Source organism: Roseococcus pinisoli, from assembly GCF_018413645.1.
Classification (GTDB): Bacteria; Pseudomonadota; Alphaproteobacteria; order Acetobacterales; family Acetobacteraceae; genus Roseococcus; species Roseococcus pinisoli.
In genome coordinates, this window is record NZ_JAHCDA010000005.1 from 132536 (window position 1) to 148908 (window position 16373).

Annotated in this window: 12 protein-coding genes; 7 read left to right on the top strand and 5 right to left on the bottom strand. The window is 70.5% G+C overall.

Annotation, left to right across the window (positions count from 1 at the left end):
- Window positions 1-119: 119 nt before the first annotated feature.
- The 7 genes from KHU32_RS21410 (at window position 120) to egtD (ending at window position 6616) form a co-directional block, all read left to right on the top strand.
- Window positions 120-803, top strand: coding sequence for a 3-oxoacid CoA-transferase subunit A (locus KHU32_RS21410; protein ID WP_213672210.1), 684 nt, complete (start codon window positions 120-122; stop codon window positions 801-803).
- A gap of 180 nt (window positions 804-983) precedes the next feature.
- Window positions 984-1625 carry a 3-oxoacid CoA-transferase subunit B gene (locus KHU32_RS21415; RefSeq protein ID WP_213672211.1) on the top strand — a complete coding sequence of 214 codons (642 nt, stop codon included), beginning with the start codon at window positions 984-986 and terminating at the stop codon, window positions 1623-1625.
- Window positions 1622-2719: an acyl-CoA dehydrogenase family protein gene (locus tag KHU32_RS21420; protein WP_213672212.1), complete on the top strand. Its 1098-nt coding sequence runs from the start codon at window positions 1622-1624 to the stop codon at window positions 2717-2719. The genes KHU32_RS21415 and KHU32_RS21420 overlap by 4 nt, the downstream gene beginning before the upstream one ends.
- A complete protein-coding gene (locus KHU32_RS21425) occupies window positions 2716-3501 on the top strand; it encodes an enoyl-CoA hydratase/isomerase family protein (protein WP_213672213.1) in 786 nt (261 codons plus the stop codon). The genes KHU32_RS21420 and KHU32_RS21425 overlap by 4 nt, the downstream gene beginning before the upstream one ends.
- A 397-nt stretch (window positions 3502-3898) precedes the next feature.
- Window positions 3899-4264 carry a DUF427 domain-containing protein gene (locus tag KHU32_RS21430; RefSeq protein ID WP_213672214.1) on the top strand — a complete coding sequence of 122 codons (366 nt, stop codon included), beginning with the start codon at window positions 3899-3901 and terminating at the stop codon, window positions 4262-4264.
- A 193-nt stretch (window positions 4265-4457) separates the two neighbouring features.
- The gene (gene egtB, locus KHU32_RS21435) at window positions 4458-5660 is read left to right on the top strand and encodes an ergothioneine biosynthesis protein EgtB (RefSeq protein ID WP_213672215.1); all 1203 of its coding nucleotides are present in this window, start codon (window positions 4458-4460) and stop codon (window positions 5658-5660) included.
- A complete protein-coding gene (gene egtD / locus KHU32_RS21440; RefSeq protein ID WP_213672216.1) occupies window positions 5657-6616 on the top strand; it encodes an L-histidine N(alpha)-methyltransferase in 960 nt (319 codons plus the stop codon). The genes egtB and egtD overlap by 4 nt, the downstream gene beginning before the upstream one ends.
- Window positions 6617-6622: 6 nt before the next feature.
- Here the strand turns inward: egtD and KHU32_RS21445 are convergent, their stop codons facing one another.
- From KHU32_RS21445 to KHU32_RS21465, 5 genes are all read right to left on the bottom strand, one after another.
- Window positions 6623-7537 carry an ABC transporter ATP-binding protein gene (locus KHU32_RS21445; protein ID WP_213672217.1) on the bottom strand — a complete coding sequence of 305 codons (915 nt, stop codon included), beginning with the start codon at window positions 7535-7537 and terminating at the stop codon, window positions 6623-6625.
- Window positions 7534-8172 carry an ABC transporter permease gene (locus tag KHU32_RS21450; RefSeq protein ID WP_347265587.1) on the bottom strand — a complete coding sequence of 213 codons (639 nt, stop codon included), beginning with the start codon at window positions 8170-8172 and terminating at the stop codon, window positions 7534-7536. Before KHU32_RS21450 ends, KHU32_RS21445 begins: the two co-directional genes overlap by 4 nt.
- Before the next feature lie 5 nt (window positions 8173-8177).
- Window positions 8178-8795 (bottom strand): ABC transporter permease, encoded by a 618-nt coding sequence (locus tag KHU32_RS21455; RefSeq protein WP_213672219.1) that lies wholly within the window; start codon window positions 8793-8795, stop codon window positions 8178-8180.
- Entirely contained in the window at window positions 8795-9670 is an 876-nt protein-coding gene (locus tag KHU32_RS21460) for a glycine betaine ABC transporter substrate-binding protein (protein ID WP_213672220.1), read from the bottom strand. The genes KHU32_RS21455 and KHU32_RS21460 overlap by 1 nt, the downstream gene beginning before the upstream one ends.
- 199 nt (window positions 9671-9869) lie before the next feature.
- Entirely contained in the window at window positions 9870-16256 is a 6387-nt protein-coding gene (locus KHU32_RS21465) for an autotransporter domain-containing protein (RefSeq protein WP_213672221.1), read from the bottom strand.
- Between the last annotated feature and the right edge of the window lie 117 nt (window positions 16257-16373).

The window sequence follows — 16373 nt, forward strand, 5'->3', positions numbered from 1 at the left end:
TGCCGACCGACCGATCGGTCACCCCTCTTGGAGAATGCGTCCCGACAACGCAGTATCCGCCGCGAAGAATGGCGGCGCAGGGTGCGCTGCAACATGTGGTTCCGGGGGCGGATTTTTTCATGATCAACAAGATCGTCAACTCGCTGGCCGAGGCGCTGTCCGGCGTGAAGGACGGGTCGACCGTCCTCATCGGCGGCTTCGGCAGCGCCGGCCAGCCGGACGAGCTGATCGAGGCGCTGATCGAGCAGGGTGCGAAGGATCTCGTCTGCGTCGCCAACAATGCCGGCACGGGGCATGTCGGCCTGGCTCGCCTGATGGAGCTCGGCCGCGTCCGGAAGATCATCTGCTCTTTCCCGCGCAGCGCCAACAGCGTCGTCTTCGAGCAGCTGTACCGCGAGGGCAAGATCGAGCTCGAGATCGTGCCGCAGGGTACGCTGGCCGAGCGCATGCGCGCCGCGGGCGCCGGCATTCCCGCCTTCTACACCGCCACCTCGCACGGCACGCTGCTGGCCCGCGGCAAGGAGGAGCGCGAGTTCGAAGGCCGCCACTACGTGATGGAGCGCGCCCTCCACGCCGACGTGGCGCTGGTCGAGGCCTGGAAGGCCGATCGCTGGGGCAACCTCGTCTACAACCAGTCCGGCCGGAACTTTAACCCGGTGATGGCCACCGCCGCCGAGCTGACCATCGTGCAGACGCAGCACATCGTCGAGCTGGGCGATCTGGATCCCGAGGCGATCGCGACGCCGGGCATCTACGTGAACCGCGTCGTCCAGGTCGACCGCGGAGCCCCCTGGGCGCCCTGAGCCACCTCCTTCGCCGGGGCGCCAAGACCCCGGCGAGCGATCAAGAACGGCCCGGCCTGCGCGCCGGGCACCCCATCACGCCGCGAGGCGTCCGGCCGCCAGAACCCATCCGGGAAGGCCGGGCGCCAAGCTGGACCTGCACATGTCCCGGGCCTAGCCTTGGCCCAAAGGAGGAGCCTCATGCCCTATAGCCGCACCGACATGGCCGCGAAGGCCGCCGCCGACATTCCCGAGGGCTGGGTTGTCAATCTCGGCATCGGCATGCCGACCCTGATCGCCAACGAGGTTCCGCTCGAGCGCGAGGTGATCTTCCAGTCCGAGAACGGCGTGCTGGGCATGGGCCCCGCGCCGGAGCAGGGCAAGGAGACGCCCTGGCTGATCAACGCCGGCAAGCAGTTCGTCACCCTGCGCAAGGGCGGCTCCTTCTGCCACCACGCCGACAGCTTCTCGATGATCCGCGGCGGGCATATCGACCTCTGCGTGCTCGGCGGCTTCGAGGTCGCGGAGAATGGCGACCTCGCCAACTGGGCGACCAGCGAGAACGACACGGCCCCGGCCGTGGGCGGCGCGATGGACCTCGGTGCCGGCGCCAAGCGCCTCTGGGTCGTCATGGACCACACGACCAAGGACGGTCGCCCGAAGATCGTCGAGAAGTGCGGCTATCCGCTGACCGCGCTCTCCAACGTCAGCCGCGTCTACACGAACCTCGCGGTGCTGGACGTGGTGCCCGAGCTCGGCTTCGTCGTGCGCGACATCGCCGATGGCGTGAGCCTGGAGGAGCTGCAGGCGAAGAGCGCCGCCAAGCTTCACACCCGCGCATGAGCGCGTCGGCCGCCGGCGTGGCGCCCTTCTCGGGCGACCGCGCGGAAAGCATCGAGATGATCCGCGATTCGGCGCGCGGACTTCTCGGCACGGACCTCGCACGGGTCCGCAAGCTGCGCTTCACGGAGCCGGGCTTCGACGGCGGCCTGTTGCGCCAGATGGGCGAGGCCGGCTGGATCGGGCTCGCCGTTTCCGAGGAAGCGGGCGGCACGGGCCTGGGCATGGGCGAGATGGTCGCCCTGGCCGAGGAAGCCGGCCGCGCGCTGGCGCCCGAGCCGCTGATCGGCTGCGCCCTCTCGGCGCATCTGCTGGCCGCGGCCGGCGCCACGGAGCTGCTGGGCCAGCTGCTGGCCGGCGAGGCCGTGGTCCTCACCGCCTGGCAGGACCGCGCGAATACGCTCTCCCTCGCCTCCTCGGCCGAGGGCGCGCGCGCCTTCGTGCCCATGGCGGGCGGCGCCACGCATATCCTCTGGCCCGTAGCCGAGGGTAAGGGCGTGGCCCTCCACCTCCTGACGCGCGACCAGGTCACGATCACGACCGAGGCGACGCAGGATGGCGGCCATCTCGGCACCGTCGCGCCCAAGCCCTTCTCGGGCCACGGCCCTGGCCAGCACATCGCCGACGATATCGGCGCGGCGCTGACCGAGGCGCTGGACCGCGCGGCGCTGGCCACCGCGGCTTCGCTGCTCGGCGGCATGGAGGCGAGCTTCGCGATGACGCTCGAATACCTCAAGACGCGCCAGCAGTTCGGCAAGATCATCGGCACCTTCCAGTCGCTGCAGCACAAGGCGGCGGATGCGAAGATGCAGGTGGCGCTCACCCGCGCCGCCGTGGAGCAGGCGGCCGCCGCGCTGGACGACGGCGCGACGGGCGAGGCGGCACAGGCCATCGTCAGCCGCGCCAAGGCGCGCGCCAGCGAGGCGGGCATGCTCGTGGCCCAGGCCTGCGTGCAGCTGCACGGCGGTATCGGCTACACCGACGACTACGATGTCGGCCTCTATATGCGTCGCGCCATGGTCCAGGCCCCGGCCCTCGGCGGCGCCGCCCTGCACCGCAAGCGCTTCATGGCGCTCGCCCCGGAGACCGAGGAATGAGCGACGCGACCGAAGCGCCCGTGATGCGCATCGCCGAGGAGCGGCACGGCGCCGTCCTCGTCCTGACCATCGACTACCCGTCGCGCCGCAACGCGCTTGCCGTGCCGCTGCGGCAGGCGCTGGAGGATGCGATCGAGCGCGCCAGCGCCGATACCTCGATCCGCTGCTTGGTGCTCACCGGCTCCGGCGGCGTGTTCAGCGCCGGCGGCGACATCACCGGCATGAACATCGAGAACCCCTATGACGGGCGCGAGCGGATGCGCCGCACGCACCGCCTGGTGCGGCTGATGGCGCGGGGCAACCTGCCCATCGTCGCCGCCGTCGAGGGTTGGGCGGTGGGCGCCGGCCTGTCGCTGACGCTGCTCTGCGACACGGTCGTCGCGGCCGAGAATGCCCGCTTCATGGCCGGCTTCCACAAGATCGGCCTGATGGCGGACATGGGCATGCCCGCGACGCTGCCCGCGCGCATCGGCGTCGGCCGCGCGCGCGACATGCTGCTGCACCACACCCAGTACCTGGGCACCGAGGCCAAGGCGATCGGCCTCGTGGACTACGTGGTCGCGCCCGGCCTGGCGCTGGAGGCCGCGATGGAGAAGGCCCAGGCCCTGGCCGAATCCGCGCCGCTGCCCATCGCCTATACGCGCCAGTGGTTCGCCGAGGATCTCGACAAGGCGCTCGCGCGCGAGGCGGATTTCCAGGCGACGCTCTTCGTGACGCAGGACCACAAGGAAGGCCGCGCGGCCTTCCTCGGCAAGCGCAAGCCGGTTTTCACCGGGAAGTAAGCCCCAACGCGGGGCTCCCGCCCTAGGCCGACAACCGGCGTAGGGCGGGGTTGTAGTAGGCGGGAGGTGCATCGCATTGCCCGGATGCAGGGCGATGGAGCAACCCGCCTTTCAGCGGCCTGCTGCACGGGCGCCCCCGGAGGTCGCCCTCTGCCGCGGCGACCGGCACCAAACACTTTCCGACACGCAGCCCATCATCGCAAACCAGCCCAGCCGGCGCGAGAACGATCCTCCGCGGCATGTTCAGACTCCAGCGAAGGCGGAGGTGGACATCCATGGCCGGGCACACCACGTGGTTGATCCAGCCTCTCTCCGCGCGCGAGAGGCATCCCCGCCCCACGGCGGGTCAGATCGGTCTGACCGGGCCGTCAGCGCCAACATCCCGGGAGTTCCTGCGATGACAAAACCCGTGCTTCCGCCTGACCCCAACCACCCCATTACCATCGAGCCTCTTGGGCGCCGGGTTACCGTCATGGTCGCGGGGCAGACCATCGCCGAGAGCGACAAAGCCCTTGTTCTGCGCGAAGCCTCTTACGCCCCGGCAATCTATATCCCGCGCCAGGACGCGCGGATGGACCTCCTCGAGCGCAGCGATCAAAGTTCCTACTGCCCCTACAAGGGCGATGCCTCGTATTTCAGCATCCCAGCCGGCGGCCGGCGATCGGTCGATGCCGTCTGGACCTATGAGGCCCCCTATGAGGCCGTGGGCGAGATCAAGGATCACCTTGCCTTCTATCCCGATAGGGTGGATGCGATCAGCTGAGATTGGCCATTCCCCAAGCCCTCGATCGACGCGGGCAATCTTACCGACACGTAACTGCCGACGTCAGAGCACGCATCACCTCGGCGCGCCGCTGAAACCCAAGGCCCGTTCCGGGGCTCTATGACGACCAGCCCGAAGTGAAGGCGCGCAGCGCCGGGCCGCCATGCGGCAGAAGTCGGAGGAATCGCTCATCATGGACGTCATCGATCACCGGCCGACAGACACCACACGTTCCCTGACTGAACGCTACGCGCGGGTCCGATCGAGGACGGAGGCTTTGGCCGCCCCCCTCTCGCCGGAGGATCAGGTCGTCCAGTCGATGCCGGATGCGAGCCCGACGAAATGGCACCGGGCGCACACCACCTGGTTCTTCGAGACCTTCCTGCTGCTGCCCTTCCTGCCCGGCTACCGGCGGTTCGACGAGAGCTTCGCCGTTCTCTTCAACTCCTACTACGTGGCCGCCGGCCCGCGGCATGCACGGCCGCAGCGCGGCATATTGACCCGCCCGAGCAGCGACGAAGTCGCCGCCTATCGCGCCGCCGTTGACGCCGCCATGGCACGGCTGCTGCGCGACCCGCCGGCGGAGACGCTGCCGCTGATCGAGCTCGGCCTCCATCATGAGGAACAGCATCAGGAACTGCTGCTGACCGACATCCTGCATGTCCTCTCGGGCAATCCACTGCGCCCGGCCTATGACGCCGGCTGGCACGAGCCGCTTGGCACCCGTGGCGCCGCGCGCATGCTCGACGGCCCGGAGGGCGTGGTGGAGATCGGCCATGCCGGCGCTGACTTCGCCTTCGACAACGAGACCCCGCGCCACCGGACCTACCTCGCGCCCTTCCGGATCGCCGATCGCCTGGTCCGTAACGGCGAATGGCTCGCCTTCATGGAGGATGGCGGCTACCGGGACGCGCTCCTCTGGATGAGCGACGGCTGGTCCGCCTGCCAGGCCGAGGGGTGGGAGGCGCCGCTCTACTGGGAACAGCGTGACGGCGCGTGGTGGCAGTTCGGCCTGGGCGGGATGCGGCCGGTCGACCCGCTTCTGCCCGTCCGGCACATCTCCTGGTACGAGGCGGATGCCTTCGCCCGCTGGGCCGGCAAGCGCCTGCCGACCGAACAGGAATGGGAGGCCGCGGAAGCCCTGCCCGGCTTCGCCGAGGGATCCGGTATCTCCTGGCAATGGACGGGCAGCGCCTACCGCCCCTATCCGGGCTTCAGGCCCTGGGCGGGCGCCGTCGGCGAGTACAACGGCAAGTTCATGATCGGCCAGATGGTGCTGCGCGGGGGCTCGCTGGCGACCCCACCGGGACATGCGCGTCCGAGCTACCGCAATTTCTTCCCGCCCGGGGCGCGCTGGCAATTCAGCAGCCTGCGGCTGGCGGAGGACGCGGCGTGAGCGGCGCATTCCGGCGCGATGCCGCGACGGCGCAGGCCGAGGCGCTCCGTGCCGATGCGCTCGCCGGGCTCGCGGGCACGCCGAAGACCCTGCCCTGCAAATGGCTTTATGACGCCGAGGGCTGCCGGTTGTTCGAAGCCATCACCCGGCTTCCGGAATACTACCCCACGCGCACCGAGGTGCGGATCCTGGAGGAGAGCGGCCAGGACATCGCCGATGCCATCGGCCCTAGCGCGGCCGTCGTGGAATTCGGTCCGGGCACCGGCGCCAAGGCCGTGCAGCTGCTCGGTGCGCTTGAGGCGCCGGCCGCCTATCTCCCCGTCGATATCGCCGCCGAGTGGTTGGAGGAGGCGGCCGCGCGCGTTTCCGCCGCCTTCCCCGGCCTCAAGGTCCGGCCCGTGGTGGCGGATTTCACGCTGCCCTTCGACCTAGCCGGGCGTGCCGCCGGCAGCAGGACCCATCTGGGCTTCTTCCCCGGCTCCACCATCGGCAATTTCGAACCGAAGGAGGCCGTGGCCTTCCTGCGGCGGGCCCGGGCAAGCCTGCGGCCAGGCGCGCGCCTGCTGCTCGGCGCCGATCTCGTGAAGGAAGCCGCCATTCTCGAAGCGGCCTATGACGACCCGGCCGGCGTCACCGCGGCCTTCAATCTCAACCTGCTGGCCCGGTTGAATCGTGAGGCCGGTGCCGATTTCGACCTCTCGGCCTTTCGCCATGAGGCGCGCTGGAACGCCAGGCTCGAACGGATCGAGATGCATCTGGTTTCGCAGCGCGCGCATAGCGTGATGGTCGCGGAACACCGGTTCCGCTTCGAGGCCGGCGAGAGCATCCACACCGAAAGCAGCCACAAATACCGGCCGGATCGTCTGCGCGCGCTGGCGGAGAGCGCGGGCTGGCGTCCCTTGAAAATGTGGAGCGATCCGGAAGGGCTGTTCTCGGTCTGGTTGCTGGAGTCCTGAGCCTGCTCAGGTGGCGGCCTTCTCGAGCACGGCCTCGAGGATGACCGAGCCGCCCTCCGCCAGGGGCACCGCACGGGTGCCGCGCGCCAGCATTTCCGACAAGGCGTCACGCAAGGTCGCCTCGGGAGGCAGGGCCGCTCCGGTCGCCGCAGCCTCGCCCCTCATCGATGCGGCGAGGAAAAGCCCGAGCCGCGTCAGCGCGCGATCGGTCCCGAGGAAATCGGCCACGAAGCCCGTCGCTGGATGGGCCAGCAACTCGGCCGGGGAAGCGTGCTGCAGGAGCGCGCCCTCCCTGAGGATCGCCACCGCGTCGCCCAGACGCATCGCCTCCGAGACATCATGCGTGACGACGAGCACCGTCTTGCCCAGCTCGCGCAGGAGCTTAAGCACCTCGTCCTGAAGCTGGCGGCGGCGCAGGGGGTCCACCGCGCCGAAGGGCTCATCCATCAGCAGGACCGGCGGATCGCCGGCCAAGGCCCGCGCCACGCCCACCCTTTGGCGCTCGCCGCCCGAGAGCTGATACGGCCGCCGATCCGCGAAACCCGGCAGCCCCACCAGCTCCAGCACTTCCGCCACGCGCGCCTTGATCCGCGCCGCGTCCCAGCCGAGCAGCACCGGCACGGTCGCGACGTTCTCGGCCACGCTGCGATGGGGAAAGAGGCCGACCTCCTGGATCACATAGCCGATGCGCCTCCTGAGTTGGATCGGATCCTGCCGCAGGGCGTCCTCGCCGCCGATCCAGACGCGGCCGGCGGAGGGCTCCACCAGCCGGTTCACCATCCGCAGCGTGGTCGTCTTGCCGCAGCCGGAAGGACCGATCAGGGCGCAGCTCGTTCCCTCCGGCACTTCCAGCGAGATGTCCGCGACCGAGGCCTTCGCCGCACCCGGCCAGTGCTTGGTCAGCCCCTCCAGCCGGATCATGCCTGCACCCTCCGTTGCAGCCGCCGCTCCAACAGGCCGAAGCCCGCCTCGGTCAGCAGAGCCAGCACGGCGATCGCCGTCGCGCCGAGCAGCATGCGGCCGGTATCCAGCAAGGCGAGCCCCTGGGAGACGAGATCGCCGAGACCGCCCCCGCCAATGAAGGTGGCGAGCGCCGCGCCGGAGACCACCTGCACCGCGGCGATGCGCAGCCCGGCGAAGAGCAGCGGCAAGGCCAGCGGCAGCTCCACGCGGAGGAGGACCTGCCCGGGCGACATCCCGAGCCCCGTCGCTGCCGCGACCGCCGCCGGATCGGCGCCGCGCAGCCCGGCCAGGAGGTTCACCAGGACCGGCGGAACGGCGAGCAGTGCGAGCGCGATCACCGAGGGGGTGAAGCCTACGCCCAGCAGCGGCAGCAGGGCCGCCAGCACCGCCAGGCTCGGCACGGTGCGGAGCCCCCCGGCGAGGGTGATGGCGAGCTCGGCGCCGCCTGGGCGATGGGCGACCGCAAGCCCGAGCGGGACCGCCACGCCGATGCCGAGCCCGAGCCCGACGAGGGAAAGCAGCACGTGCTCGCCCAAGGCCCCGGTGAAGGCCGCAGGATTGGCCTGCAGCCAGGCGAGGGTCTCGCCGAGCACCTGCCTCAAGCGAGCCTCGGCAGGTGGCGCTGCACCGCGCCCAGGGCCTGATCCAGCGCCAGGGCCAGGGCGGTGACCAGGAAGGCGCCCACCAGGATCTTCTCCGTATGCCCCTGGTCGAGCCCCGTGAGGATCAGCGTGCCCAACCCGCCGGCGCTGATATAGGCGGCGACGGTGGCGGCGGAGACGACGGTGACAGAAGCGACGCGAAGCCCGCCAATCATCACCGGCAGGGCCAAGGGCAGCTCGACGCGCCAGCGCCGCTGCCAGGGGCTGAGGCCCATGCCCGTCGCGGCCTCCTTCACGGGCGCCGGCACAGCGGCGATGCCGGCGACGATGGCGCGCAGCAGAACCGGAAGCGCATAGGTCGCCAGGGCCACGAGGGCCGGGGCGAAGCCGAGGCCGAGCACCGGCACCAGCAGCGCGAAGACCGCCAGCGTCGGCAGGCTGTAGAGCAGGCTCGCGCTGCCGAGCAGCCAGGCGCTGAGCCGCGGCCTCCCCGCCGCCAGCAGCCCGAGCGGCAGGGCCAGCACCAGCGCGATGGCGAGCGCCGCGAGCACGAGCTCCAGATGGGTCACCAGGGCGGCCAGGATGGTATCGAGGTTCCGGCTGGTCCAGCGCATCAGGTGGGGTTCCGGGCGGCGAGGAAACGCCGGGTGACCTCGCGCGGCTCGTCGCCATCCTGGTCGACCTCGCGGTTCAACCGCTGCATCACCGCATTGTCCAGCCGCTGGCTGACCGCGGCCAGGGGCGCTTCAATGCCGGGCGTGTCGCGCAGGGTCGCGCCACGGATCACGGCGCAGAGCTGGTAGGCGGGCCAGAGCCCGCGATCGTCGTGAAGCGAGGTGTAGCCGCCCACGGCGATCTGCCAGTCGGTGGCGTAGGCGTTCACGACATCCGCCTGGCCATGCGCGAGCGCCGCGTAGCGGAGGCCGAGCGCGGCGAACTGCCGGAAGCGCCGGAACTGCATCCCGTAAACCCGGCGCAGACCGGGCAGGCCGTCCGCCCGGTCGGCGAATTCATTCCCGGCCGCGAGGGTGAGCTTCGGCGCCTCCCGGGCGAGATCCGACAGCGTGGCGAGGTTGAGCCGCCGTGCCGTGGCCGCGGTGACCAGGAGCGCATTGCCGTTGTCGATGCCGGAGGGGGCGATCCAGTCCAGATCGAAGCGCGCGGTATAGCCGGCCCGGACCTTCGCAAGGACGCCGTCAGGAGTGCCCTCCGGAGGCTCCTGCAGCACCACGCCGAGGCCGGTGCCGGTGTACTCCGGATAAAGGTCGATTTCGCCGCTCAGCAACGCGCTCTGCGCGATGGCGGTGCCGCCGAGGTTGAACCGCCGCTCGACGGTCGCGCCCCAGGCCTCCAAGGTTTGGGCATAGAGCTCGCCGACGATGAGCTGCTCGGTGAAGTTCTTGGAGCCGACGCGAAGCCGCGGACTGGCGCCTGCCGCGGTGGGCAACAGCCAAGGCAGTGAGAGCGAGGCGCGCCGCGTGAAGGTCACCGCCACATCCTATCGGAAGGGACGCGGGTTTCCAGGCAAAGGTTTCGGGGCGGGCTTAAGCGGTAGCTGAGCGCTCCGGCTTTAACGTCTTGCCCCCCAACGGCGAAACGGCGGGGAAGTCCCCGCCGTCGCACTTCCCGAAGCCGGGTCCTATTACCGATGGCGCGGCAGCCTGCTCCCGCAGGCACGCCGCTTCCTTTCAGAACCGCCAGCTCAGATTGCCGCGCACGCCATGGGCCTGCGCCTGGTCGCCGATCTGGCCGGTGTAGGAAACCGCCACCGTGAGGCCGCGGCCGATGGCCGTGGAGATACCCGTCTCGACGATCGCGGCATCGCGGCCGATCGGCGCACCCGTCACCGTGAACGGATCGCCGCCGGCGAAAGCCATCGTGGCGGTCGGGCGAACGTCGCCCCAGGCACGGCGCCAGCCGAGCATGCCAGTCGCCGTCAGGTCGAGGCCGCCGAGCGCGAAGGAGGTGGCGCCGCGGAGGCCGAGGGTCGCGAAGGCCACCCCCATGTCGTCGCTTCCCGACCGGAGCGCGGCGGCGCCGCCCTGCTCGGTGAAGCTGTCGGTATGGACATTCACATAGGCCAGGCCGGCGAAGGGCTCGAGCGCCACCCGGCCGAGATCGACGCGGTAGCCCAGCTCGCCGAAGGCCTGCGCCGTTCCGGCATTGTGGCGGCCGCGCAGCCGGTCGGAGTAGCCGGTGAAGGCGACGTTCCGCCGCATACCGACATCGCTCCAGCTATAGGCCGCACCGAGGCGAAGGCCGAGCTGCCCCCATTGCGTGCCGCCGTAGAGGCCGAGATGGAAGTTGTCCGCCTCGCCGGAAGAGCGACGGTCGCCGACGTTGAAGGTGGAGCGGCTGTAGCCGGAGAGCAGGCCGACGCGCCACTTGCCGCCGAGCACCGGCGCATCGGCACCCACGAGGATACCGCCGACGTTATGGGAAACCCGGGCAGCGCCGCCGGAAGCACCGAGATGCCCCCAGGCGCCGAAGCCCTGCGCCCATACGGCGGTGCGCTCCGTCGTCGCCGAAGCGGGCACGAAGCCTCGCCCCCCGGCCGGGCCGGCATAGGCCATGACCGGACCGCCGGTGGCCGAAACGCCCCCGAAGGCAGCGCGGATGCGATCCATGCCGGCGGCGCGCACGAAGCGGCTGTCGTCGATCAGCACGCCCTTCGAGGAAGCATGCGCCTCGCCTGAGAGCTGGTCGAAGGCCGAGCGGGCCGCGCCTGCATTGAGCTGGACCACGGCGTTATGGAGCGGCCCGCCGGTCAGCGTGTCCAGGCCCGTGGCCGCCGTCCGCTGGTTGCCCGTCGCGGCGACGGAGGCGAAGGCCACCGCATTCCGCTCCAGGGTCAGGTAGACGTTGTTCGTGTCGTAGCTGAGCATCGGCGTCAGGAAGGTGAAGTCGGAGGCGATCGCCGGGTTGAAGGCCCCGGCCACGCCGCCCGCCGCCGTCAGCACGGTGTAGCGGGTCGAGAGGCTCCAGCCGCCCGTGGCGCGCACCGCGACGCCCGCACCGCCGTCGATGGCGGCCGCCTGCGTCACCCGCACCAGGTCGCTGCGGCCCCGCGCATCGACGTCGACCGCGTAGGTCGCGCCAGCCTCGAGACGCAGCCCGCCCTTCACCGTCAGGGTGCCGATCGCGCCGTTGCCGGGCGACAGGGCACCGCCTGCGGCGACGGTCGTCGTTCCGACCGTGCCCGCACCAGCGAGCGTGGCGCCGCGCGCCACGGCGAGCGTGCCGCCGAGCGTGCCGTCCACCGCCAGGGTGCCGGCCGCCACCTCGGTGAGGCCGGTATAGGCCGAGCTGTCGCCGCTCAGCGTCAGTCGTCCGGCGCCGACCTGGCGCAGCAGCCCCGCGCCCGAGATGGCGCCGGCATAGCTGGTCACGTCCGACCGGTTGAAGGTGAGCGTGCCGTTGGCCACGACGTCACTGGCGATGCTGCCGCGCGTGCCGCCATCGCCGACCATCAGGGCCGCGCCTGCGCCGAGGGCAATGCCGCCGGTGAAGCTGTTCTCGCCGGTCAGGGTCTGGGCGCCGCCCGTCAGCAGCAGCCCGCCGGTGCCGGAGATGACGCCGGCGAAGGTGTCGTGCGCCGCGCTCAGGCTAAGCGTCCGCGCGCCGAGGACGACCGCGCCCGAGCCCCCCAGCGAGGTGAGCGAGGCTCCCGCATCGGCGGCGGAGATGTCGAAGGTGCCGTTGTCGACCAGGCGGCCCACGATGGCGCCGCTCCCCACCAGCGCCAGCGTGCCGGCCTCGATCACCGTGCCGCCGGTGTAGGTATTGGCGGCGGTCAGGATCAGCGTGCCCTGGCCCGTCTTGACGATGTCGCCCGGCGCCGTGCCGTCGGAGATGACGCCGCTGATCGTCGCGGTCTGCCCGGTGATGACATCGATATAGGGATCACCTGAGACGGTGATCGCATTGCTGATCGTCTGGCTGCCGGAGAAGCCGATCGCGGTGCCCTCCGCCATGGCGAGCGTACCGGTGCCGAGCGCCCCGTCGGCACCGATCAGGATCGCACCGCTGTTGAGGTCGGTGCCGCCCGAATAGCTATTGTCCGCCGTCAGCGCCAGCACGCCGTTGCTGTTCTGGACGACCGCGCCGGTGCCCGAGATCGTCCCCGCGACGGTGACCACGCCCATGCGGTCGAAGGCGAGCGTCCCGTCGTTGACGACGTTGCCGACGATGCTGCCGGCCGTGCCGCCATTGCCGATCTGCAGCGTGCCGGAGGTGATCATGGTGCCGCCGGTATGGGTGTTGTCGCCGGTGAGGACCAGGGTGCCGCCGCCGTTCACGGCCAGCGCACCGCCGCCGGAGATCGCGCCCGCCTGCAGGGCGGTGTCCCCGGAACCGAGGGTCGCGGTCACCGTCGAGCCGGTGGTGACGCCGATGGCATTCGCGACAGTGACGCCGCCGGCATATTGCAGCCCCGCATCGCCCACCACCTGCACGCTGCCCGAGCCCAGCGTGGTGTCGCTGGTCAGATCGACGGTCACGCCCGAAAGCACGGTGTTGCCGCTGAAGCCCGAATTATTGCCGCTGAGGCGCAGAAGGCCGTCTCCCGTCAGGGCATAGGTGCCGCCGCCGGAGAGATTGCCGCTCTGGGTCGCTTCACCGGTGGCCACATGCAGGTTCACCGCACCGGCGATGATCAGGGCATTCGCGACGTCGATCCCATTGGCATAGGCGAGGGTCGTGCCATCGCCTAGCGTGATCGTCCCGGTGCCCGCGGCGGCCGAGGTGAGCAGGCTCAGCTCGCCCGCTGCGACGATGGTGCCGCCGGAGTAGCTGCTGTCCTGCGTGAGCGTCAGCCGCCCCGCGCCCGCCTTCTCCACCGCGCCGGTTCCGGAGATGGCGCCCGTGAAGATCACGTCGTCGGCGCGGTAGAAGGCGAGCGTGCCGCCATTGGCGACATTGCCGGCGATGCTGCCCGTGGCGCCGCCGTTGCCGAGCTGCAGCGTCGCGCCGGTGGAAATGGCCGTGCCGCCGGCATAGCTGTTCGTGCCGGACAGGATCTGGGTCCCGCCGGTGACGGCAAACCCGCCGGCGCCGTTGATGGCGCCGGAGAAGGTATCCGCCGCCGCGGTGAGGGCAAGGGTCTGCGTGCCGAGCGTCACGCTGCCGCCGCCGGCGAGGCTGCGGAGCGAAGCGCCGGAGGTCCCGGAAATGTCGAGGGTGCCGTCGGAGGCCACTCGGCTGGAAGCGGCGATGCCGCCCGCGCCGGCCAGGAACAGGCTGCTGCCGGCGGCGATATTGGTCTCGCCGGTGAAGGTATTCGCTGCCGTAAGGGTGAGCGAGCCCGCACCGCGTTGGGCCAGCCCGCCGGTGCCGGAGACGACACCGCCAAAAGAGATGGCGGCCGCGCGGTCGAAGGCGAGCGTGCCGGCCGTGGCGACGTCGCCGAGGAGGCTGCCGCCATTGCCGATCCGCAGCGTGCCGGAGGCGATGGTGGTGCCGCCGGTATAGGTGTTGGCACCCGTCAGGGTCAGCTCGCTGGCGCCAGCCTTGATCAGGTGGCCGCCGCCCGAGAGAACGCCGGACCAGGTGGCGCCGAAGCCGGCAGTGTCGATCGTGGAGCTGGTGCCAGCAACCAGCGTCGCATCCACACCCGTCGTCAGGGTCGAACCGATCGCCCGGATCGTACCGCCGCCGAGATTGAAGGCATAGCTGCCGGTGGCCGCGCTGGCGCCGCCGCCATAGCGGCCCTCCAGGCTGGTGCCGCCGATCTCCAGCACGCCGCCGGTCAGGTTGTAGGTGCCGCTGCCGTAACCGCCGAGATAAAGGTTGGACTCGTCCACGAACCGCAGGGTGCCGCCGGACTGGTTGATGACGCCGGTGCTGTTGGTGACGCCGGGATTGCTGGCGTCCCGATCGCCGATCACCAGGAAGCCGCGGCTGTCCGGCGTGGGCCGCACTTCGACCAGGGCCGTGCCGCTGATCTCGAGCTCGCCATGGCCCGCGGGGTTGGCGCCGGCATTGCGGCCGAGGGAATGGCTGGCGCCCGAGATCAGCAACGCGCCACCGCTGATGGCGTAGCGGCCGGTGCCGCCCTGGTTGCCGATGTTCAGGGAGGCGCAGCTGGCGGTAAGGCAGGTGGAGGAGAGCCTAACCTCGCCGCCGCTCTGCTCGACCAGGCCCGAGCCGCCCCAGTCGCCGACCTGCAGCGCCGTCCCGAAGCTGATGGTGCCGCCGGAGACGAGTAGCCGACCGCTATTGGGCGTACCGCTGGTCGTACCGCTGCCGACCGCGAGGTAGTCGACCACCGTATTGCCGGAGGTCTGCGCCAGAGTGCCGCCCAGCACATAGGCCTCGCCGCCGCTGATGGTGGCACCGTCGATGGTGAGTGTGCCGGTGCCGCCCTTGGCGAACCTGCCGTAGAGCGCATCCCAGCCCGTGCCGCCATTGCGGATCGTGCCGGAGAAGGCGCTGTCGGTGTTGTCGGTACCGACGATCAGGAGGTTGGTGCCGCTGATCACCTCGCCTGAGCCGGACAGGCTCCCGAGCATGATGTCGGCACGCCCCCCGCCCGAGGTGGCGCCCGACAGATCGACGACGCCGTCATTGGTCAGCCTGGCATTGGCGCCGATGCGGCCGCTGCCGGTCAGCGCCAGCGTGCCGCCGCTGATCGTCGTGGTGCCGGTATAGGTATTGGCCGCCGTCAGCGTCAGCGTGCCGCCACCGGCCTTGATGAGCGCGCCGTCCCCGGAGAGGACGCCGCCCCATTGCGCAGCGAGGCCGTTCGTGTCGAGGGTGAACTGGGTCCCGGATTGCAGCGTCGCCGCATGGGCGGTGGTCAGGGCACTGTCCTGCACGCGCAGCGTCGCGGTGCCGAGGTTGAGGGCGCCCGTGCCGGAAATGCCGTTGGCGCCGCCGACCAGCAGCGTGCCGCCCTGCAGGTTGTAGGTTCCGACGCCGGCGCCGAAGCGCAAGGTCGCGCCATCGTTGAGGGCGAGAGTGCCGCCCGTCTGATCGATCAGGCCGGTCGAGCCCGCCGCATTGGCGAGCACAAGATTGCTGGCGATATTCGCCGTGCCGCCGCCGATCCGGAAGTTTCCGGTGCCGCCGGCGGCGTCGCCGAAGATGATCTGATTCGAGCCGCCGACATTGAGGACGTTCAGCGTGCCGCCCGTCAGTTCATAGGTGCCGGTGCCACCGCCCGCGACGGCGTTGCTGAGATTGCTCCCGAAGCGGATGGGATTCATCAGGCCAAGCGTGACGGTGCTGCCCGGGCCGGACTGGCGGATGATGCCGGTCCCGCCCGCATCGCCGACATAGAGCTGGCCGCCCGAATTGGCACCGGTGGTCATGGTGAAGGCCGCGCTGTCGCGGATCTCCATCTCGCCGCTGCCGCCGCGCGAGCCAATATACATCGTCACGCCGCCATGGCCGGCATCGAGCTGCGCGTCGCCGCTCAGGTTGTAGGCGCCCTGACCGTCAAAGATGCCGAGGTCGATGGCGCCGCCGCTCTGGAACCTGACGGTGCCCCCGGCCTGGTCCACGGTGCCGGTGACCCCGGCGCCGCGGCCGATCGCCAGCCCGCCGTAATTCCCGGTGCCGGCAACGACGGGGGTGAATTCAAGCAACCCGGACGACATGGTCAGGGTGCCGGTGCCGCCAGTGGTGTTGGTCTGACCGCCACCGACCCAGATCCGCCCGATCGAGGAGCCGGCCGTCGGGCCGTCGGCGATATTGACGGTGAGCGTGCCGCCATCGATGCGCAGTGCGCCAGTGCCGCCATTGCCGATTTCGATGCGGGAATCCGTGCTGCCATCCACCGTGTTCATGACGACGGTGGCGCCGCCATGAATGGCAACCGTACCCTCGCCTTCCCGACCGATCACCAGGGTATCCGGCAAGACGCTGCTGCCGGCGGTGTACTCACGCACCGCGCCGTTATCGACGACGTCCTCGGCGCGCGCGGCGGCGGAGACCATGGTCAGTGCGGCGGCACCGCAGAGCAGAAGCGCGCGCTTGGAAGGTCCCTTCCTTCGGATCACGGCGAGCGTCGTATCGAGGCGTGCGATCTCGCGCCGGCACGCGCCGTCCTGCTGCATTTCTGCCTGCGAGTTCATAGCAACTTGTCCCTCACTGCCCGCCGCTCGTCTGAGTACCGAGCCGCCGGGAAGTACCGGACCACACGCCACTCAGCCCCACGCAAAGACCGCGGATGAAAATTCATGAATATCGCT

Bases quoted from the DNA above. Each gene is read 5' to 3' on its own strand.
- KHU32_RS21410 (WP_213672210.1), top strand. From the start codon at position 120: ATGATCAACAAGATCGTCAACTCGCTGGCCGAGGCGCTGTCCGGCGTG.
- KHU32_RS21415 (WP_213672211.1), top strand. From the start codon at position 984: ATGCCCTATAGCCGCACCGACATGGCCGCGAAGGCCGCCGCCGACATT.
- KHU32_RS21420 (WP_213672212.1), top strand. From the start codon at position 1,622: ATGAGCGCGTCGGCCGCCGGCGTGGCGCCCTTCTCGGGCGACCGCGCG.
- KHU32_RS21425 (WP_213672213.1), top strand. From the start codon at position 2,716: ATGAGCGACGCGACCGAAGCGCCCGTGATGCGCATCGCCGAGGAGCGG.
- KHU32_RS21430 (WP_213672214.1), top strand. From the start codon at position 3,899: ATGACAAAACCCGTGCTTCCGCCTGACCCCAACCACCCCATTACCATC.
- egtB (WP_213672215.1), top strand. From the start codon at position 4,458: ATGGACGTCATCGATCACCGGCCGACAGACACCACACGTTCCCTGACT.
- KHU32_RS21445 (WP_213672217.1), bottom strand. From the start codon at position 7,537: ATGATCCGGCTGGAGGGGCTGACCAAGCACTGGCCGGGTGCGGCGAAG.
- KHU32_RS21455 (WP_213672219.1), bottom strand. From the start codon at position 8,795: ATGCGCTGGACCAGCCGGAACCTCGATACCATCCTGGCCGCCCTGGTG.
- KHU32_RS21465 (WP_213672221.1), bottom strand. From the start codon at position 16,256: ATGAACTCGCAGGCAGAAATGCAGCAGGACGGCGCGTGCCGGCGCGAG.